Here is a 20,968-nt window from a genome sequence, read left to right as displayed (position 1 = left end):
GACCTGATTTGTTTTCCCATCCACTCCAGGTTGCCATAGCTTTATGGTAAGGAGTTCTAATAAAGAACATGTTTGCCAAAAAGGAGAGTCTGATGAAAGTTGTGGCCATTAATGGAAGCGCGAGGAAGGATGGAAACACCGCTATTTCGGTGAGAAGGGTGTTCGGAGAACTCGAAGAGGAGGGGATCTCGACAGAGCTGATCCAGCTGGCAGGTCAGGAGGTGAGGGGCTGTCTCGCCTGCTTCAGGTGCTTTCAGAACCGGGATCGCAAATGCGCCGTGATGGGCGATTTTGTGAACGAATGCATCGGCAAGATGGACGAGGCTGACGGAATAATCCTTGCGTCTCCCACCTATTTTGCCACCGTGACCACTGAACTCAAGGCGGTCATTGACCGTGCCGGACTTGTGGCCATCGCCAACGGCAACATGTTTGCGAGAAAGGTGGGCGCCGCGGTGGTGTCGGTGAGACGGGGCGGTGCCGTCACCGTTTTCGATACCATCAACCATTTCTTCTTTATCGAGGAGATGGTTGTCCCTGGGTCCTCCTACTGGAACTTCGCCATGGGCCTCCATCCGGGTGAGGTTGAGGACGACGAGGAAGGAATGAAGACCATGGGCAACCTGGGGAAAAATATGGCGTGGCTGTTGAAGAAAATTCATGGGTGAAACGTGATCCGTGATCCGTGAACCGTGAACAGGAAAAAGCCCGGCCGTAAGGTCGGGCTTTTTATCTCAGATCTCAAAAAGCTGATAATGAAGTAGTTCTAACAGGGATGAAGGGGATGAAAGGGATGGGAGAATCAGTGCAGTGTGCAAAGTGCAGGGTGCAGGAAAAAACAGTCCAACATCCAGATCCCAATGCCTTTTCACAACCGATTTATCCCTTCGTTTGTGCTCTTTCCCCGATACACCGATGCCCGGTTACAGGTTTTTCCTATCCCCTGTATCCCTTCTATCCCTGTTAAACTCGCCTGATGCAGGTCCTGTTCTGTGGTAATTAAGATTTTGATCCAATTCTGCGTTCTACATTCCGCATTCTGGAAAACCTGGGCCATATTGCTCATTCCGGAGAGGGCCATGGTTACGTCGGGCTGGTCCCAGAGCCACCGAAATGCCCACTCAACGGCAGATCTTCTGACGGGGGCTGAATCCCATACCTCCTGGATCTTATCAGGGATGGGATCGACGATCTTTCCACCCCGGAGAGGTTCCATTGCGATGACCCCTATATTTCGCTCTGCAGCGTATTTGAGGCCCTCCTTTCCCGCCTGGTAGTTTTCGTCATAATAGTTGTACTGGATCTGGTACATCTCCCATTCGTAGGAGTCGACGATCTCCTTGAAGATCTTGATGTCGTCGTGAAAGGAAAACCCCACGTGTTTCACACGCCCATCCGCCAAAATCCTGTCCAGGAACTTCAGGGCTCCCATCTCCCGGGCAGGTTCCCAGAGGTGGCGAGCCAGGCCGTGGAGCAGGTAAAAATCCAGGTACTCCATATCAAGGCGCTGGAGCTGCTCATCCAGGATTCGATCAAAGTCGTCAGCCGACTGGACCATCCACACCGGAAGCTTGCTGGCGATGAGAACATCTTTACGGTAAGGAGCGATGGCCTTTCCGAGAAAGGTCTCGCTCTGCCCGCCATGATAACCGTAAGCCGTGTCGAAACAGTTCACGCCGTGGTTAACGGCGTATTCGACCATCCTCGTAGCCTCGTGGACATCGACGGGCTTTTCAGGGTTGAAAATATCGGCCTCGCTTTCGGCTCCTCTTTGGATCGGCAGCCGCATGCAGCCGAACCCCAGGACTGAAACCTCGACCCCGCTCTTTCCTAACGTACGGTATTTTATGAAAAAACCTCCAGGAGCCAGAATCCAGAATTCAGAATCCAGTAGCCAGTAATAAAAGCTCATACTTGCATTTAACTGTGGTTAACGATTTGCTGACTATATCAGCCCAAGGGGCGAGGTGCCAGATAGAGATGGGACCGAATCCGGATAGAGCCTGATAATCTCAAATTTCACATCTCAAATCTCAGGGAAAGCCGTGACCCGTAATTCGTGATTCGAATTCTTAAATGATTTCGGGTCAAAATTAATGGCCCTTTCCCCGATATAAGTTTCCCCTCCCCGCGTCGCCCCATCTCCGAGTCACCGTATCAATTGGCCTTCCTGCTCCCTGATTATAGCTTCGCTTCTTTCAAAACCTTGTCCAGGCTCACAGTGATGCTTTTGCTCTCGAAGAATACTCTCCAGTTGATCGCCAACAGTACAGTTGTGGCTGCCAGATACCCGATGGTTGTCCCCAGGAAAACTCCGTAGCGACCATATGTCAAAGAGATCGTGATTGAGTATACAAGAACCGTCCAGAGCCCCCTGGGAAAACTCTTCAGTACAGTGTGGGCTCGTTGGGCTCCGTAGTTCAGGTGGATAAGGACCAGAAGGGGAAAGACAACCAGGGGGAAGGCAGAAAACAGGCCTGCCCAGCTTGTGCCTACGCTCCGGGCAAGGCCGGTGATGGCGAGGACCATGACGGTGGAAATCAGTATCCGGAAAATGACCATACCCGGTGTATAATGGACCGGTCTGTCGATGGTCGTGTCAGGGATTCCACTGAAAATAAATGAGAAAATAGCGATAGTAACAAAGGATACGGCAGCTGCGGATAAAAGGGATGGCTTCATGCTGCTCAATCCCCACGCTGTAGCAGCGTAACCACCCAGGGCGCAGATGGAGGCGAAAAGGGTGGAGCCAACAGTGGAGTCCCTGGATCCCAGGTAGTAGAGGCACACAAAGATCAGGGCCGATACGTGCCCCAGCAGGTTGTAGGGTACGGTAGCCACCGCAAAGTCCGGTCCAGACTGGATGCCGTAAAAGAACAGTAAAAACTGTTATCCGGGAAAATACCTGGTTAAAGCTGCTTTTGGTGGTTCATTATGCCCTCTCCGGTTGATCAGATTGTCGTGCTTGACTGCTTCTGTTTATTGTGCGATAAACCAACGCTTTTGAATCCATTGATATTTCAGTGGAATCTCTGAAATGCCCCACAAGGAGAGAAACTTGAGTTTCGACAGAGAAAGATTTATTCCGTTTATTATCATGGGCATTGTTGCGGCCCTCGCCCTCATCCCCGTTATTCTCTATGCCCAGGAAGCAGTTTACGGTCAGGCACCGGACATCAAAGATACCACTCTCATATCAGCCATCTATGATACCCCGGCGAGTTATGTCGGAAAAACGATCAAGGTAGAGGGTCTCATTGTAGATGTGTGCTCGCGGCGTGGTTGCTGGATGTCCATTGCCAGCGATCGTGCTTTTGAGACCCTCAGGATCAAGGTCGCAGATGGTGAAATAGTATTTCCCATTACGGCCAGAGGTCAGAAGGCCGCTGTACAGGGCAAGGTCCAGGAGATCCGGATGACCAAAGAGCAGGCCTTTGAATTTGCCAGGCACCAGGCGCAGGAAAGCGGCATAAAATTCGACCCCTCCACCGTTACAGGCCCCACTGTTTTGTACCAGAGCTACGCCACCGGTGCAGTGATTCAATAACCAATTCCGGATTAAGGATTGAGAATTGAGGATTGGTAACAATGCTTTTAATCCTCATATCCGGGGTGCTCTTGAACCACATCCACGGATTCAACTCCAACTACAAGATAGTACAGGAGCAGTTCAAACTTCCTCCGGAGGTTGCAGCCAATGCCTTGACTCCACCTGGGGTGCAGGCCGTCCTGGATAACATTGGAGAATCCAGGCCCTATGACGCTGTTTTTCAGCCCGATTCCGATTCCTTGCATATCTTTGTTGCCGGCAGCGTAGTGGAGGTGGATCTTAAAGAGGGGTCGGCGATGTATGAAAAGGTTGCCGAACGCCCGATCCTTAAGGGCATGAACGACCTGCACCTTAACCGGGCGGGAAAACTCTGGACCTGGATGGCTGATATCTATGCCGTGGCTTTCGGTCTGCTCTCCCTTACCGGCCTTTTTGTTCTGACAGGCAGGAAAGGGATAACGGGGCGCGGCGCCTGGCTCACCGGCATCGGCGTCGCCATCCCCATAGCCCTTGCTGTGATATTCTTGTAGAAGTAGAAGTAGAAGAAAAAGTTCAGCACTGCCCGCCAAGTCAACGTGTCCCTCCAAAACCGAAACAAGTGTTAACTCTCCCTTGAAGCTTTAAACGCTTCTATAGAAACCGTTGTCTCTCCATATCAATGGTTTAACCCTGTGTCACCCTGTGAACCCTGTGGTGAAAGCTCTGATAGTTCTTTATAAAAATACGACTGGATTCCGGATGGATCTTTTCACCCCCATCTGGTCTTCCCCCCTCAAAGGGGAAGAAGAGTAAGGAATGGGACTATTTGATGCCGGAATGACTAAGGAATGAAGGTTTTACCTCGATACCTCGACACCTGGATACTTAGATTCCGCTCTTTCTCGCGTCTCCGCGTCCTGGTTTACTTCAAGATCCGTGTGTGTTCCCATAATTGGGATAGCAGCATCCCGGAAAGCATCAAAGCGCATCCGGTTAGACCTCTTGCAGATAGACTTTCATTGAGCATCAGCCAGCCACCGAGGACAGCGAAAGCCCCCTCCATGCTCAGGAGGATGGAGGCGTGGGCCGGGTGAGCGTCCCTCTGGGCCACCACCTGGAGGGTGTAGGCGATCCCTACGGAGCAAAGTCCACCGTAAAAAATGGGGACTGTCGCAGCGAGGATGGAACTTAGCACGATCGGTTCCAGTGCGTAGGCGGTAAGGAAGCTGAAAACAGAGCAGATGGCGAACTGTGATGAAGCCAGAATGATCGGGTTCATACGAGGGGAAAGCCAGCTGATCCAGAGGACGTGAGCGGCCCACATGAAAGCGCTCAAAAGGACCAGGAAATCCCCTTTGGCGATGGTGAACTGCTCGGTGACGCTCAGAAGATAAAGGCCTGCAGCAGCCAGAATGGCTCCGATCCATGTTCCGGTTGAGGCTTTTCGCCTCAACCTCAGCCCGATGATAGGAACGAGGATGACATAAAGCCCGGTGATGAATCCGGCTTTTCCGGCTGAGGTGTAGACGATCCCCATCTGCTGAAGAGACGCGCCGCCAAAGAGTACCAGACCCGAGAGAACTGATCCCACGATCTTGGTCCTGGTCCTGATGGAAACAGGGGGCGCTGATCGGGATTTTCCGTTGCCCAGGCCAAAGTAGATCAGTGGAAGGAGGGACAGGCTGCCGAGAGCAAACCGTATTCCGTTAAACAGAAAGGGACCGATATGTTCCATCCCCACCCTCTGGGCCACGAAGGCAAAACCCCAGATGGCGGCCGTGATGAGGAGTAGAATGTCGGCTTTAAGTGTTCCTTGCTTCATGTCTGCTATACTTCCTTAATGTGTGGTTCCATTATGGAGCTCATTGGATTTCGCAGCGAGTGAAACAAGTTTTATTGACTTATGTCAAGGTTTGGAAAAGTGAACAGTTTAAGCTTGGCAGTCAACAGTAATCGTAAGAGATAACCTGGGAGCCATCATCCTGGTTTATCCGATCCACTACCCATCCATTTTTGCATTACCGTTTCTGATCGCCAGGCCAAAATGAGGGTCGGGGTTTTGATGTTGGGAAATATCAATGACTTAATTGTAAGCTGTTAACTTCCAACTGCACATTGCCGGCATTTCGGACCGGCACACCTGAAAGGAGATAGTGAATGAAGATCCGGCGTTCCATGTTTGTGATCCTGGGCACAGTAGCGCTCCTCGTAGCGCTTCCCCTGGTCGCTTCGGCGGCCAGTGCCTGTATGGATTGCCATGAAAAGATTACTCCTAACATTGTGAAGGATTTTCTCAGCGGCGAGATGGGTAAGTCCGGCCTCGATTGCTCCAACTGCCATGGTGAGGGTCACATGTCCGAATCCGATGTGGCAAATGTACAGCTCCCCACCGAACAGACCTGCGGCGAGTGCCACGATGAAAAACTGGCCCAGTACATGGACGGGAAACACAGTCTGGCCTGGATCGCAATGGATGCCATGCCTAAGACCGGTTTCCAGCCTCACGTTTACATCCAGGGGCTCAAAGGGTGTGGAGGCTGTCACAAGGTTGGTGTCAGGGATGAAGCTACTCGAGCCGATTACAGGTACGGATCCCCGTGCGATTCGTGCCACACACGTCACAAGTTCTCAAAAGCCGAGGCACTAAAGCCGGAAGCGTGTCGGACCTGTCACATGGGGTTCGATCACCCGCAGTGGGAAATGTGGTCCTCCTCAAAACACGGGGTTATTAACCTGACAGAAGGAGATGGATCGGCGCGTGCTCCCAAGTGCCAGACATGTCACATGCAGGACGGCGATCACAGGGTCATGACCTCCTGGGGCTTCATGGCTCTCAGACTTCCGGAACCCGATGAGGAGTGGATGGGGTACAGAACAACGATCTTAAAGGGACTCCACATTCTGGACCCCGAGGGGAACCCCACAGCAAGACTTGATGTGGTAAAGGCGGGGAAGGTCGCAAGGCTCTCCGCTGAGGAGTGGCAGGCTGAACGGGATAAGATGGTGGACACCTGCAGTAAATGTCACAGCAGAAAATATGCCCTGACCAACCTTGGCGGCGCCGATCAGATGATCAAGGAAGCCGACAAGCTGATGGCCGAGGCAATAACAATCGTGGCTGACCTTTACGGAAAGGGTATCCTCAGGCCTGAGGAGGGCAAGGTTGCCTACCCGGACCTGCTGGCCTTCTACGATGCCATGACCCCCATCGAGCAGACGCTGTACGTCATGTTCCTTGAGCATCGCATGCGGGCGTTCCAGGGTGCGTTCCATATGAACCCGGACTACGTGACCTGGTACGGTCTGGCTGAGATGAAGAAGGACCTCGTGGAGATCAAGCACCAAGCTGGGAGGATGATTTCAGAAAGTGAAAGGAAATAAGTAAGTTAACGGTGAACAGTGAATCGTTAACCGTGAACGGTATAAACACGGGCCCGGCGAAAGCCGGGCCCGTACTTTTGATCCAAAACCCTATATCCAAGAACTTCCCTGCGCCTCTTCGCGCACTCTGCGTTTAAACAGCTTTGGGTTTTGTTCTACGTTCTACATTCTGCATTCTACATTCTTCATCAGGCGGCGGTAACTTCGGTTGCTTGATGAATATGCACATCCCTCTGCGGAAACGGGATCTGGATGCCCTCTTCATCCAGGCGCAGCTTGATCTTCTCCATGGTGTCGAAGTAGACATCCCAGTACAGATTCGTCGGCACCCACGGACGAAAGGCGAAGTTAACACTGCTGTCGGCAAGTTCCAGCACCGCCACCTTGGGCGCCGGATCTGTGAGGAAACGTTCTTCCTCACTGATTATGCCCTCAAGGACTTTCTTTACCCTGCGCACATCCTCCTTGTAACCGACCCCCACCACCAGGTCCATACGCCGGTTCTCATTCTTTGTGAAGTTGGTGATGTTGTCACCTGCCAGTTTGCCGTTGGGAACAAAGATAACTTTGTTGTCCGGAGTCCTGAGCCGCGAAATGAACACTCCCAGTTCCTCCACTGTGCCCATCACTCCGCCCCCGTCGATGAAGTCTCCGACCTTAAACGGATGAAAGATAAGGATCATGATCCCCGCAGCGAAGTTGGACAGGGAACTTTGAAGAGCGAGCCCAACAGCCAGGCCAGCGGCGCCCAGTACTGCGATGATGGAGGTGGTCTGGATCCCCAGGTTGCTGAGGGCCGCCGTGACTACAAATATGACAAGCGCTCCGTAAAGAAAGTTGGATCCGAACTTGACCAGAGTGGGCTCCATTTGCCGCTTGATCAGAACCTTGCGAGTGCCTCCTCTTACTAACCTTGCGCCCCAGACCCCCAAAATAAGGATGAGGAGTCCGGTGGCGGCCGAGATCCCTGAACTGCTGGCCCACTCGATGGCTTTTTCAATAAACTGTTCCACTGTTTACCCCCTTTCAAAAGGAAAATCTCAAATCTCACATCTCAGGTCCAAGGTCTAGGATAATAAGACGCTTAAGTGATAAAGATTGATGGACTCGCAAAAAGTCCATCAATGCGCCCCGCGCGGGGCGCCCAAATCAATGACTCTCACTGTAAGTCAGTGATTTGTAAGGAAAGGGAAAACGACGCTTTTCCCTTTCCGTGGAGCGAAAAGTCCCGGATTGGACTTTTTGCGACTTTATCAAGATTATTCCGAATCACGAATTGCGGATGTTCGTTCATCGATCACTAATAATTGACTACTGATAACGGATTATTGATCATGGATCTTACCCACTCCCCTGATATCTCAAAACATTACCATAGAATGAGTACAGTGAAGTAGTGGTTCTGAAATATGGGAGGATTTTGCGTGCACGCTGCTGTCAGCGATAATTCTTGCTCAGTCGCTCAGTCGGGCGGTTTCTTTCGCCCTGCGCCCTCGGCACTATCTATGTCCCCCACCCACTGGACGTTCAGCGTTGCCACCCCGAACTCCTCCTCCACCTTCCCCCTGAGCAGGTAGGGTCGGTGACGTGTCAGCTTCCGGCAAAAGCGGGCATAAGCCCGGGGAAAAAATGTGGTCTCGAAAGTGGCGGTGGTATCCTCGAAGGTGACAAACTCCATGGGCTCGCCGTGCCTTGTGCTTACAGGTTTACCTGTGATCCACCACCCTGCCATGGTGACTGTTTTCCCCACGTGCGTTCCTATCTCATCGGCGGAAACTGTGTTCACACGGCTGAGAACCTCTCTGTACAAGGTAAGGGGATGGCGGGAGGCCAGCATACCCAGAGTGTCGATCTCCTGATTCAGAACCGTTTTTTCGTCATAGGGGAGGGTTTCGGGAAGGTTGACCGGTCCGTCATTGAAAAGGGAAAGGGTCCCACCTGTTTCCCTTTGCCGATGGGCCGCCAGAAGTTCCCACTGGAGGGCCGGCCGCCGCGCGAGGCCTTCAATGGAGTCAAAACATCCAGCCCGAATAATGAGGCGAACGTCAGACTGGTCAAGCCGGGTGCGGTTCAGAAAGTCAGCGAAACTGGAATACGCCCCATTTTTGTTCCGTTCATGAAGTAGAGCTTCGCAGCACCTGCCCGATAGACCCTGGATCTGCATGTAACCGATCCTTATCTCCTGTCCCTGTCCGGTGTAGTGCCGCCGGCTCTCGTTAATGTCAGGCGGTAATGTCCGGATCCCCATACGCCGGGCTTCCGTCAGGTAGGCGAAGGCAGAATAGAATCCCCCCTGGTTGGAGATCACCGCTGCCATGAATTCGGCCGGGTAGTTTGCCTTGAGCCAGGCCGCCTTGCAGCTCACCAGAGCATAGGACGCGGAGTGGGGCTTGCAGAAGGAGTATCCGGAAAAGGACTGGATCTGCTCCCAGCAAAGAGACGAGGTCTCTTTGCTGATATTGTGCTTCGCACAACCATCCATGAAGAGGGTCTTAAGGTCTTCGAGTTTCTTCGAGCGGTTCTTTTTCGTGACGATCTTGCGCAGCTGGTCCCCCTCGAAAGCGGAAAATCCCGCAAGCACCATGGCCATTTGTGTGATCTGTTCCTGGTAGATGGCGATGCCGTAAGTCTCGGCCAGGACATCGTCCAGAAGGGGGTGAAGAGATTGCCACGGCTTGCCGCGCATACGGGCCACGAACTCCCGGATAAAGTTGTTGGCCGCCGGACGTATGATGGAGGAGGCCATTACCAGGTGCTCGAACAGGTCGCACTCAACTGTTCGGGGATGCGGATCGGAACCCCACATTCGGGCCAGCAGTTGGCGGGTGGCAGGAGATTCTATATAGAAGCATCCCATGGTCCTCCCTTTCCTGATGAGAATCCGGGTGTTGTCGTCTTCAAGAGGCCTGAAACGGGCGTAGTCGATCTCGGTGCCGGTGTTGCTTTTCACTGCCGTTATAGCGTCGCGGATGACAGCCAGGGATCGGTTCCCCAGGATGTCGATCTTGACCAGGCCGGCGTTTTCGGTTTGATCTTTCTCCCACTGGATGACAGGCAGTCCCTTTGCAGAAACCTGTACGGGCACGTAGCGCCGGATCTCATCAGGAACCACAATCAGCCCCCCGCAGTGAAGGGAGAGGTGGCGAAGCTGGCCGTCGAGTTTTGATGCTATGTTTATGATCTCCTGCCACCGTTCGTCGAGTTTCTCCCCGGAGAAAAGGGGGTGGTTGTGGACCCTGTCCCCTGTTTTTACAGCACGCCCGAATCCGGAAAGACGATGAGTAAAAGCCTTGATGTCCGCTGCGGGAATACCGAACACCTTGGCGACCTCACGCACCGCACCTCGGGCACGAAAACTCACCTGGTTGGCCACCATGGCGGTACGCCTGGATCCGTAGCGGGCGAAGGCGTAATCCAGGATCTCATCCCGTTCGTCCCACGGAAAATCCACGTCAATGTCCGGCGGGTCCAGTCGTCCCTCGTTGAGGAATCGTTCGAAAAACAGGTTGTGCTTCATGGGATCAACGTGGGTGATCCCGAGGCAGTAGGCTACCAGGGATGCTGCGGCGCTGCCCCGTCCGCAGGTGTGCTCTGAGCGCTTTGCCAGTTCCTCCACCACCAGAAAGTAGTGTGCAAAGCCCTTATCCCGGATGAGAAAAAGCTCTTTGTCAAAACGCTGCTGCAGTTTTGAGGTGATCCGGCCATAGCGCCACACAGCTCCCGCAAGTGCCCTTTGACGAAGGGTTTCATAAGCCTCTGCATTCCCCATTCCATCAAAGGAAGGAAAGACAAAGCCGGAGTAGTTCCAGTCGGTTCGGCAGTGATCCGAAACCAGGATCGTGTTTTCCACGGCCTCGGGACAATGGGGAAAGTGGTTAGCGACACGCTCCGGGGTGAGGAGGAGATCTCTTTCACCGGCGGTGTCTGCGGGTGCCAGTCGAGACAGCCTGGTGTTCAGATGGATGGCCCGGAGCACCTGGTGCAGGGCGTGGTCCTCCAGCTTCAGAAGAAGGGCTCTTGTTGTGGCCACAGGGGGAAGACCTGTGTCGCGGGCCAGGGCCAGGGCGCGGTGCATCTGGTGCCCAGGCGAGAGCTCCACGAAAAGATCTTCCGGTGAAATTTTCTTCAGAAACCTCAGGACTCTGGCATCGTCAGTGAGAACGCACAACCCGTCACGATGCCGGGCGATGCTTGATGGGAGATCGAAATCTTCCCGACAGTGAAGGTCGGACAGAAGGCGGCACAGGTTCTCATATCCGGTCTGATCCCGGACGAGTAGCACCGCGCGATGTTTTTCGGTGACAGTTTCAGTCCCGATGACAGGTTCGATCCCCGCTTCCCGTGCACACTGGATAAAGTGCGGTATTCCGTACAAGCCGTTACGGTCTGTCAGCGCCATGCGGCTAATACCCATCTTCCTGGCTGCAAGGCACAGCTTCTCGGGATGGTGAAGCCCCCATGCCGGGGAAAAGGAGGAGTGGACGTGAAGGGGGACGAAGTCGGTCATGGTGATCATAACCGACTTTGTGTTTGAGGTTTGAAGTTTGAGGTTTGAAGTTCAGAACTCTGCACTTTGCACTCTTTCGGCAGTCATCGTTCTGCCGAGTTTGACTGCCGAAAGCCCGTATCTTCCCCTGACCGCGTCCATGGCGTCCTGGAGGGTGCCTTCCATGCCTGATTCTTCCGTGCCCGCGAACATCTCTAACTGGCCCCTGGGTTCGGTAAGACCTTCGCACACAAGACACATCCACTTGATGCCCACCCGTCGCATACTGGCCTCACCGAAGAGCCTTTCCACAAGAGGGAAGATCTGTGCGTCCCGGTGGACGGGATCCTTGAGAGAGATGGTCCTTTGCCTGGACAGGCCGTCAGAATGAGTGATGGTAAGGGTAAGTCTGGTGGCGGCTTTTTCTTTGCTTCGCAGGCACAGTCCGCACTCCTCCACCAGGCGATACAGTTCCGCAAGAAGGATAGTGTCGTCATTCACACCCTCATGGAGGAGGCTCTCGCGGGATACTTTCGGGGTCCGGCGAGGGGGCAGGACCAAAGAGGGGTCGATCCCTCTTGCCCTGTGAAAAAGCAGCGGCGCGAAGGAGCCGAAGGGAAGAGAAAGCTGGGGCAGGGTGAGGGAGGCGATCTGTCCGACGAGGCTGAGGTTAAGATCGCCCAGCAGGATCCGCTGCCGGATCTCTCCTATACCGGGAATGACCGTTACCGGCAGGGGGGCGATGAATCCGGCCTCGCTTCCGCGCAGGACATCACAGACGCCTGGTTTGGGAAGATATCCCGCCGCGATCCTGGACACCAGTTTGTTCCCGGCCACTCCGACCCAGCCGGTGAGGTTCAAGCGTTTGGTGAGATCCCGCTCCAGTTTGAGAGCCGCGTCACGACCCGGGCCGAACAGGCGGGCTGAGCCGGTGAGGTCAAGATATATTCGTCCTGTTGAGGAAGGTTCCCAGACAGGTGAGTATTCCCGTGTCAGCTTGGCGAGAGCTCGGTTGCCGCTTGAAACCCTTCTCGGGTCGGGGGGGAGGATGATGAGAGACGGACACATGCGCCTGGCTTTGAAAAGGGGCATCCCCTCTAACAACCCCTCGGAGCGAGCTTCTATGGAAAGGTGCTGGATGAGTGCTCGCTCGGAATGGCCCGGGGCTACTGCTATGGGGCGGCTGCGAAGAGAAGGGTCGGAAACGCGGGCTAATGCTATGGGAAACGCAGGAATGAAAATGTGTAAAATGTCTCGGTCCATAGATTTGTCCTGGGAATCCTGCGCCGAGACATTTTACGAAACGGGGTATCGGGGAAACGGGGTGTCGGGGAAAAACCAGACGCTCACTTCAAATCCATTCATACTGTCCTTCGTATAGCTCAATTAATATCCTGCTGAAATTATGTGCTTCGCGTTTAAAGGGCTTGTCATAAATAGATCAACAAATCGCCGTCGAGCGGGTTTTCTCCGTTTCTCCCCCATACTCAGCTTGTCACGCCAAAGGCGTGATTTCACCGTTTCAGGTCGATCTTCACTTCAAGTAACGTATGACTCCAACGACCACCCCGAGAATGGAGAACTCTGCCGTCTTCTCAACAATGATCGGCTTCATAGCCGCGTTGGCGGGGTGCAGTTCGATGCGGTCGATCTTTTTGTAAAAACGTTTGACGGTGGCTTCGTTGTCAATGAGAGCCACTACCGTCTGTCCTCTTTCGGCGTAGCTCTGTTTACGGACTACAACGTAGTCCCCATTCAGGATCCCATCCTCTACCATGGAGTTCCCCTCAACCCGCAGAACGAAGTTCCCCTCATCGGCCATGGTTGGGGGCACCGGGATGGTGTCAGAAGTTTCGATGGCCTCTATGGGGCTGCCCGCCGAGACGATACCCGCAAGAGGAAGCTGGAACCCGTAACCTTCGGGAAGTAGTACCCTGATGCTGCGGCGCGCGTTCCAGTCCTTTTCTATGAACCCCTCTCGCTCCAGGCGGGTCAGATAATTCTGAACCGTGCCCAGGGATTTGAACCCCAGAGCGCGGGCGATCTCGGTCTGGGAAGGGGAGTATCCTTCCCGCTCCGTGTGCTCGATGACGAAGTCGAGGAACTTTTTCTGTTTGGGGGTTAAAGGGGTCATGGGTACCTCCAAAAAAGAATTCAGGAGTCAGCAGCCAGTAGCCAGAAGAAAACCTTCAGCCGTGCCACCGGACCCAGAAGTTTCATTAATTCTGGCTCCTGGCTTCTGTCTCCCTGATTTAAGGATATGCGTAAGTTATGCGTAAGTCAACTATATTTTCATTCTGAAAATAACATCTGGGTTTAACCAGGATTCAAGGTGTGTTTGTCATTGCGAACTGTGAGCCATGTGAAGCAATCCCGATAATTGATTGCTTCGGCTCAATCTTTGGCCTCGCAATGACAAACTCAGCTGGATTCCTGGTCAGTTACTTTCACCCCCACCTCGGTCCTCCCCCCTCAAGGGGGAGGAAAAATAAGGAAGCAGGGTTAATATATGGCCCGGAATGACAAACGATTTTAACCCAGATTCTGATTTTACCCTGCGAAACCCTGCGGTGCGGCCTTCAAATAGCTAAACTGCCTGCCCTGAGCTTGTCGAAGGGCGTAACCCTGCGTTAAAGCTTTTGATCTTCTCCTGGCTCCCGGCTCCTGACTCCTGTACTTACGCACTTTGCCCTGCTTCTCCTTTGGACTTTGGGTTTTGGACTGCCCTTACCCGCACCGCTATTTTCTTTCTTCATCTTTGAAAAAAAACTTTAACAAGGCCTATCATCGGTTATACTGGAATGTAAGTAATATGCCTGAACCTTCCGGTGGGGAGATTGCAGCTAATATATTTCAGAGTCGTTGGCGGCATGGTGCGGTTGTGTGTCGCAGGGTGGTCTATTTGACTAACTACCATGAAGCAGGAGGGAGGATGTATGCCTAGGAGAATGTTGGTATTTACCCTGGTCCTTTGCATGGCCTTCGTGTTCGGAGGCTGCGCGAAGAAAGAAGAGGCTCCCAAGCAGGAGACGCCCATGGCGACTTCCGCAGATGGACCAAAAGAAGGCGGGACCATTGTTTTCGGCAGGGGCGGCGACTCGGTGGGCCTGGACCCGGCCTACGAGACGGACGGGAACTCCTTCATGGTGTGCGACAATGTCTACGAGCAGCTTGTCGCCTACAAGGACGAAACCACCGACGTCGAACCGGGGCTGGCCAAGTCGTGGGTGATCGCTGAGGATGGCAAGACCTACACATTCCAGCTGCGGGAAGGTGTGAAATTCCACGACGGGACCCCCTTTAACGCCAACGCTGTGGTCTTCTCCATCGGCCGCATGATGAAGGATCGAAACCTCAAGTTCTTCGGCGATGGGTTTGATGTTCCGCCGCAGGAGAGGCCGCCTGAGTACTGGGTGTCCATGGAGATGGACGACACGGTGGACTCTATCGAGGCCACCGGTGAGTACACTGTCGTGTTCAACCTCAAGAGGGTGGAAGCTCCCTTTATCGCCAATGTGGGGATGGACTTTGCCAGCATCATCAGCCCCACGGCATTTTTAAAGGACCCCAAGGCCTACGTGCGTAACCCGGTGGGCACCGGTCCCTTCAAGTTCGTCAAGTGGGTGGCTGACGACAGCATCACTCTTGAGAAGTTTGCCGATTACTGGGACAAGTCCAACGGCGGGCCGTATCTCGACAAGGTGGTCTTCCGGGCCATTCCCGAGAATTCGGTTCGGTTTTTAGAGCTCAAAGTGGGCAACATCGATATTTGCCAGTTCCCCAACCCGGCTGACATAGATATGGCCAGGAAGGACGAGAACATCAAGCTTGTGGAGCAGCCTGGAATGAACGTAGGTTACCTCGGCTTTAACCATACCAAGGCGCTGTGGCAGAACATCCACCTGCGCAGGGCGGTGGCCCACGCTATCAATCGCCAGGCTATTGTTGACAATATCTACCAGGGGATGGGACAGCTGGCCAAGAACGGCATCCCGCCCACCATGTGGGGTTATAACGACGACGTCCCAGGCTACGCCTATGATGTGGAACTGGCCAAGAAGGAGCTGGCTGAGGCCGGGTATCCGGAGGGCAAGGGGCTTCCTGAGATCAAACTCTGGTCCATGCCTGTTCCAAGGCCTTACAACCCGGAAGGCCTGAAGGTGGGTATCGCCATGATCGGCGACCTTGCCAAGATCGGGATCATGGCCAACGTCACCAGCTACGACTGGGGAACCTACCTGAAGCGCCAGCGGGAGCAGCCGGAAGACATGGATCTGTTCCAACTGGGCTGGACCGGTGACAACGGCGACCCCGACAACTTCCTGGCAGTGCTCTTCGACGGCCTGGCCTCCCCGGCGATCCGGACCCAGTATAAGAGCGAGCGCTATCACGAGCTCATGCTCATGGGTAAGACTACCATTGATCAGGCCAAGCGGGCCCAGATCTACAAAGAGGCCCAGCAGGTCATGTTCGATGATGTGGCGGTCCTCACGGTAGCTCACTCCACCGTTATCTGGCCCATGCGCAATAACGTCATGAACTTCAAACTTCACCCCACCGCTTCTGTCCGCATGAAGAACGTGTGGAAGAACTAACGGCCTGAACGAAAAAGGGAGGGGGAGTATTTCCCCCTCCCTTTTTTTGCCTTCAGGCTTGGTAGTGCTTTGGTACCTGGGCTATGATGGTTAAGACAATTCGAAATTCAAGTTTCAGTTTCAAGACCGGTTTTTACTTTGGACGTTGGACATTGGACTTTGGACTGCCCGAGCTCCGGGCGAAGCTGTCGTAGCGAGGAGCCATGCTCGGTTTCATCATTCGCCGCAGCCTCACCATCATCCCCACCCTCCTGGGTGTCTCCATCGTTGTGTTCCTCCTCCTGTCCATCACACCAGGCGATCCGGCTGAGCTGCTCCTGGGGGAGCGGGCCACGGTGGAATCCCTGGAGGCCATGCGGGAGTACCTTGGTCTCAACGAACCCCTTCACGTCCAGTATGGATTATTCCTCAAGAGGCTGATCAAGTTCGACCTGGGGGAGACGATCTGGACCCGCCAGAAGGTCATCGTGGAGATCAAGGAACGTTTCCCCGCCACAATTGAATTGAGCCTGGCCGCTCTGTTTCTGGCATGTCTCTTCGGGGTCACTCTGGGGATCGTGTCGGCGTCGAGACAGTACTCCATTTTCGATTACCTGAGCATGGTTGGCTCCCTCATAGGGGTCAGTATGCCGGTGTTCTGGCTGGGGCTCATGCTCATGCTCGTGTTCTCCCTCCATCTGGGGTGGTTCCCCGTTTCAGGACGCATTGGAGTGAACACGGAACTGGAAGTCATCACCAACTTTTACGTGCTCGACGCCATTATCACCCGTAACTGGAAGGCCTTCTGGGATGTCCTCCAACATCTGGCTCTTCCTGCTGTCGCCCTTTCAACCATCCCCATGGCCATCATAGCCCGCATGACCCGCTCCTCCATGCTGGAGGTCCTGCGCCAGGATTACATCAAGACGGCCCGGGCCAAGGGGTTGAGTGAGACTAAAGTGGTGCTCAAGCACGCCCTTAGAAACAGTCTCATTCCGGTGATCACCGTCATCGGCCTGCAGTTCGGGATCCTCCTGGGGGGGGCCATCCTGACCGAGCATGTATTCTCCTGGCCCGGGGTGGGCAAGTGGATCTACGAGGGAGTGGTCAAGAGAGACTATATGGTTATACAGGGTGGCACCATGCTGGTGGCAACCGTTTTCGTTGTGGTCAACACTCTGGTTGATATCCTTTACGCTGTCATCAATCCAAGAATTTCGGTGAAATAGGCCCGGCCATGATCAAACTACTTAACAGGTGGACAGATTCCGAAACGCGTCATCCCTTCTTTGATCAGCTGGAAAAGCTGCTCAAAAATAAAACGGGTGTGGCGGGGCTTGTTATCATCTCCGTTTTCGTATTCCTGGCCCTGTTCGCTCCCTTGATCTCACCTCATTCTCCAGTGGAGAACGCTCTTTACGATCAGCTCATTCCGCCCATGTGGGAGGATGGAGGCTCCGGGAAAAACATCCTGGGCACTGATGACCTGGGACGCGACATGCTTTCACGTCTCATTTTCGGAGCCAGGGTGTCCCTCATTGTGGGCCTTGTCAGCGTGGGGATCGCCCTCATCCTCGGGACCTTATTCGGGGCAATTGCGGGGTACTTCGGGGGGTGGCTCGACAACGTCATTATGCGCATCATGGACATTATCCTTGCTTTTCCAGGCATCCTTCTGGCCATCGTCATTGTAGCCTACCTGGGGCCGGGCCTTAGAAACGCCATGATAGCCATCGGGGTCATCAGTATCCCTCGTTTCGCCCGTATCGTGCGGGCTTCCGTTCTGGAAGAGAACGAGAAGGATTATGTGTTGGCGGCAAGGGCCGTAGGGGCAAGGAACCGCCGCATCCTTTTCAACACAGTTTTGCCCAACTGCATGGCGCCTATTATCGTTCAGGCTTCCCTGGGGTTCGGCTCCGCTATTTTAGACGCGGCGGGTTTAAGCTTCCTGGGGCTGGGCGCACAGCCGCCCATCCCTGAGTGGGGTGCCATGATTGCCATGGGCCGCTCCATGATCCTAAGGGCATGGTGGGTCATGACCTTCCCGGGTATCGCCATCCTCTTTGGAGTGCTGGGATTCAACCTGCTGGGGGATGGATTGCGCGATGCATTGGATCCACGGTTGAGGGACTGAAGACCGCTCGTGCGTGCGTGCGTGAGTGTGTGTGCGTGAATGCGGGAAAACCGTTTGATACGGGGATACGGTGACGCGGAGACACGGGGAAAGAGCCGACGACAAAACGCATCGACTTGGAGACTGAGCGACTGGGCGAAAAATCAAGAGCTGATTTACCGCAGGGTACGCAGCTTGTCCCGCTATAATATCTGGCGATGGCGGGAGCCACAGGGCTCGCAGAGGAAAAATAAACCCATTTAATTTCCTTTAGGTTCTTCTCTGTGTCCTGCGTCTTGAGCTCATCACGCCTTAGGCGTGATGAGCGGGCGAGAGGCCAGATTTATTAAGGTTCCTTTTTGAGATATGAGATCTGAGATTTGAGATCATGACAGTGAACCCTTTAATTGATGTAAAAAATCTCGAAGTCCAGTTCGAAGTCCGGGGTGTCACACTCCGTGCCGTGGACGACGTGAGCTTCACCATCGCCCAGGGGGAGACCCTGGGTCTGGTGGGGGAGTCCGGATGCGGCAAGAGCGTGACGGCTTCGGCCATCATGCGCCTCGTTCCCCAGCCGCCGGGAAGGATCTCCGGGGGGCAGATCCTCTTTGATGATGTAGATCTTCTCAAGCTTACCGAAAAACAGATGAGGGGCATCCGGGGCAACCGTATCTCCATGATATTCCAGGAGCCCATGAGTTCTCTTAACCCTGTCTACACGGTGGGGGACCAGGTAGCCGAGGTTATTGAGCTTCACCAGAAGTTAAAGCGCCGGGAGGCCATGGAGAAGGTGGTTGAGGTGTTCGGCCAGGTGGGGATCCCGGACCCGGGGACAAGGGTGAAAGACCATCCTCACAAGATGAGCGGGGGGATGCGCCAACGGGTTATGATCGCAATGGCCCTGGCCTGCAACCCCAGGCTCATGATCGCCGACGAACCCACCACTGCCCTGGATGTCACCATCCAGGCCCAGATCCTGGTCCTCATGAACGATCTCAAGGAAAAAACAGGCGCCTCCATTTTGTTCATCACCCACGACCTGAGCGTCATCGCCGAGATGGCTCAGAGGGTGGCGGTCATGTACGCCGGTAAAATGATGGAATACGCCGCGGTCACCGACCTGTTCGACAATCCGAAGCACCCCTATACAGTGGGACTTATGACCAGCGTACCGGCTTTGAGCAAAGGAAAGGAGCGACTCACCACCATCCCCGGGGTCGTTCCGTCGCTGTTCAATATTCCCGAGGGGTGTCCTTATTACGACCGGTGTCCGGAGGTGAGACCGGACTGCGAACAGAAGCTGCCTGCCATGATAGAGGTAGATCCAGGACATTTTGTGAGGTGCTGGAATTATAATAATTGAGAATCTGTGAACAGTGAACAGTGAATCGTGAACAGTAAATGGTGAACAATGAACCGCGTTAGTTTTTCCGGTTCACCGTTCACTCTTCACGGTTCACCTTAACCTTTGATGACTTCGCAAAAAGTCATCAATGCGCCCCGCGCGGGGCGCCCAAATCAATGACTCACTCCGTAAGTCATTGATTTGTAAGGAAAGGGAAAACGATGCTTTTCCCTTTCCGTGGAGCGAAAAGTCCCGGATTGGACTTTTTGCGACTCTATCAACCTTTGGAATCAGAAATTTGGAATTATGAATACGCCTTTAGTTGAAATACGCGACCTCGTTAAGCACTTCCCCGTCAAGGGCGGCGTACTCCTGCGTGAAATGGCCCGAGTCCACGCGGTGGACGGCGTGAGCCTGTCCATACAGCCGGGGGAGACCCTGGGGCTGGTGGGTGAGTCGGGGTGCGGCAAGTCCACCCTGGGCCGGCTTATCCTGAGGCTGGAAGAGCCTACTTCCGGTCAGGTGCTTTTCGAGGGAGAGGATATCCTCGCCTACGGGCCGGAAAAGATGAGGTCCATGCGCGAGGAGATGCAGATCATCTTCCAGGACCCATTCTCGTCTCTCAACCCTCGAAAAAGCGTGGCCCACATCATCGGAGAGCCCCTGGTGGTCCATGGTGTGAAGAGCAGGGCTGAAAGGGAGGATCGTGTCCAGAAACTCCTGGAGGTGGTGGGCCTCCGCCGTGAGCACATGCGCCGCTACCCCCACCAGTTCTCGGGCGGGCAAAGGCAGCGCATCGGCGTGGCAAGGGCCCTGGCGCTAAATCCCAAACTCATCATCTGCGACGAGGCGGTGTCGGCGCTGGACGTCTCCATCCAGGCCCAGGTGATCAACCTGCTCCAGGACCTGCAGGATGAGTTCAACCTCACCTACCTGTTCATCTCCCACGACCTTTCTGTTGTGGAACATATTTCGGATCGGGTGGCGGTGATGTATCTTGGTAAGATCGTGGAACTGTGCGATAAAAAGACCCTTTACAACAACCCCCTTCACCCTTACACTCAAGCCCTCCTGGGCGCCGCTCCGGTGCCGGATCCCCACCGGGTGATAACCCATACCATCCTTAAAGGGGATGTCCCAAGCCCCATCAACCCTCCCTCCGGGTGCCGATTTCACACCCGCTGTCCCTACGCGGAGCAGCTCTGTAAGGACCATGAGCCTGAGCTGCGGGAACTGGTATCGGGGCACACTGCGGCGTGTCATTTTGCCAGCCAGCGGCCATCCCTTTATAAACCCGCTGTCGCTGGTTAGATGAGTACACAGCACGCAGGACGCCGCACGCAGGAGAAATGTCGCAGTTCCTGTAAAAGCGTTCGATTTAACAGGGATGAAGGGGATACAGGGGATAGGAAAAACCTGTAACGGTGTATCGAGAACCCTTGGGGACAGGCCGGCCTGTTGCCCAAATGCTTGGTTTTATTGGGTTCAGGGTAGCTGTTATGGTAATATACAGGCAACCTTTTTATGGAGGTTTTGCCTA

16 protein-coding genes are annotated in these 20,968 nt (G+C 54.2%); 9 read left to right on the top strand and 7 right to left on the bottom strand.

The annotated features are described in order from the left end of the window. The first annotated feature begins 92 nt into the window (after positions 1–92). Positions 93–668: a flavodoxin family protein gene (locus tag P1S59_10470; GenBank protein ID MDF1526675.1), complete on the top strand. Its 576-nt coding sequence runs from the start codon at positions 93–95 to the stop codon at positions 666–668. Between the two features lie 200 nt (positions 669–868). Here P1S59_10470 and P1S59_10465 read toward each other — a convergent pair whose 3' ends face one another. Both P1S59_10465 and P1S59_10460 read right to left on the bottom strand, forming a co-directional pair. After that, a complete protein-coding gene (locus P1S59_10465; protein MDF1526674.1) occupies positions 869–1,912 on the bottom strand; it encodes an aldo/keto reductase in 1,044 nt (347 codons plus the stop codon). Positions 1,913–2,181: 269 nt separating this feature from the next. After that, entirely contained in the window at positions 2,182–2,841 is a 660-nt protein-coding gene (locus P1S59_10460) for a hypothetical protein (GenBank protein ID MDF1526673.1), read from the bottom strand. 217 nt (positions 2,842–3,058) lie between these two features. On the opposite strand from P1S59_10460, the gene P1S59_10455 reads away from it, so the two are divergent. Further along, entirely contained in the window at positions 3,059–3,547 is a 489-nt protein-coding gene (locus P1S59_10455; GenBank protein ID MDF1526672.1) for a DUF4920 domain-containing protein, read from the top strand. Between the two features lie 41 nt (positions 3,548–3,588). Then, the gene (locus tag P1S59_10450; protein ID MDF1526671.1) at positions 3,589–4,080 is read left to right on the top strand and encodes a PepSY-associated TM helix domain-containing protein; all 492 of its coding nucleotides are present in this window, start codon (positions 3,589–3,591) and stop codon (positions 4,078–4,080) included. 371 nt (positions 4,081–4,451) lie between these two features. Here P1S59_10450 and P1S59_10445 read toward each other — a convergent pair whose 3' ends face one another. Continuing rightward, positions 4,452–5,351, bottom strand: coding sequence for a DMT family transporter (locus P1S59_10445; protein ID MDF1526670.1), 900 nt, complete (start codon positions 5,349–5,351; stop codon positions 4,452–4,454). Positions 5,352–5,686: 335 nt separating this feature from the next. On the opposite strand from P1S59_10445, the gene P1S59_10440 reads away from it, so the two are divergent. After that, the gene (locus P1S59_10440) at positions 5,687–6,910 is read left to right on the top strand and encodes a multiheme c-type cytochrome (GenBank protein ID MDF1526669.1); all 1,224 of its coding nucleotides are present in this window, start codon (positions 5,687–5,689) and stop codon (positions 6,908–6,910) included. Between the two features lie 188 nt (positions 6,911–7,098). Here the strand turns inward: P1S59_10440 and P1S59_10435 are convergent, their stop codons facing one another. The 4 genes from P1S59_10435 to lexA all read right to left on the bottom strand — a co-directional run bounded on the left by P1S59_10435 (position 7,099) and on the right by lexA (position 13,530). Continuing rightward, the gene (locus P1S59_10435; GenBank protein MDF1526668.1) at positions 7,099–7,923 is read right to left on the bottom strand and encodes a mechanosensitive ion channel; all 825 of its coding nucleotides are present in this window, start codon (positions 7,921–7,923) and stop codon (positions 7,099–7,101) included. A gap of 449 nt (positions 7,924–8,372) precedes the next feature. After that, positions 8,373–11,417 (bottom strand): DNA polymerase III subunit alpha, encoded by a 3,045-nt coding sequence (locus P1S59_10430; GenBank protein ID MDF1526667.1) that lies wholly within the window; start codon positions 11,415–11,417, stop codon positions 8,373–8,375. Positions 11,418–11,468: 51 nt separating this feature from the next. Further along, positions 11,469–12,659: a DNA polymerase IV gene (locus P1S59_10425; GenBank protein ID MDF1526666.1), complete on the bottom strand. Its 1,191-nt coding sequence runs from the start codon at positions 12,657–12,659 to the stop codon at positions 11,469–11,471. 271 nt (positions 12,660–12,930) lie between these two features. Beyond that, on the bottom strand, positions 12,931–13,530 hold the full coding sequence (lexA, locus tag P1S59_10420; GenBank protein ID MDF1526665.1) for a transcriptional repressor LexA: 600 nt from the start codon (positions 13,528–13,530) through the stop codon (positions 12,931–12,933). Positions 13,531–14,332: 802 nt separating this feature from the next. Here lexA and P1S59_10415 point away from each other — a divergent pair. The 5 genes from P1S59_10415 to P1S59_10395 all read left to right on the top strand — a co-directional run bounded on the left by P1S59_10415 (position 14,333) and on the right by P1S59_10395 (position 20,739). Further along, on the top strand, positions 14,333–15,991 hold the full coding sequence (locus P1S59_10415) for an ABC transporter substrate-binding protein (protein ID MDF1526664.1): 1,659 nt from the start codon (positions 14,333–14,335) through the stop codon (positions 15,989–15,991). Between the two features lie 203 nt (positions 15,992–16,194). Next, the gene (locus P1S59_10410) at positions 16,195–17,199 is read left to right on the top strand and encodes an ABC transporter permease (GenBank protein MDF1526663.1); all 1,005 of its coding nucleotides are present in this window, start codon (positions 16,195–16,197) and stop codon (positions 17,197–17,199) included. A gap of 8 nt (positions 17,200–17,207) precedes the next feature. Further along, entirely contained in the window at positions 17,208–18,104 is an 897-nt protein-coding gene (locus P1S59_10405; protein MDF1526662.1) for an ABC transporter permease, read from the top strand. Positions 18,105–18,471: 367 nt separating this feature from the next. After that, positions 18,472–19,446 (top strand): ABC transporter ATP-binding protein, encoded by a 975-nt coding sequence (locus P1S59_10400; GenBank protein ID MDF1526661.1) that lies wholly within the window; start codon positions 18,472–18,474, stop codon positions 19,444–19,446. A 288-nt stretch (positions 19,447–19,734) separates the two neighbouring features. Then, on the top strand, positions 19,735–20,739 hold the full coding sequence (locus tag P1S59_10395) for a dipeptide ABC transporter ATP-binding protein (protein ID MDF1526660.1): 1,005 nt from the start codon (positions 19,735–19,737) through the stop codon (positions 20,737–20,739). Positions 20,740–20,968: the final 229 nt, after the last annotated feature.

The organism is bacterium, from assembly GCA_029210965.1.
In the GTDB taxonomy this organism is placed as follows: domain Bacteria; phylum BMS3Abin14; class BMS3Abin14; order BMS3Abin14; family BMS3Abin14; genus JALHUC01.
This window is presented reverse-complemented; position numbering and strand designations above follow the sequence as displayed.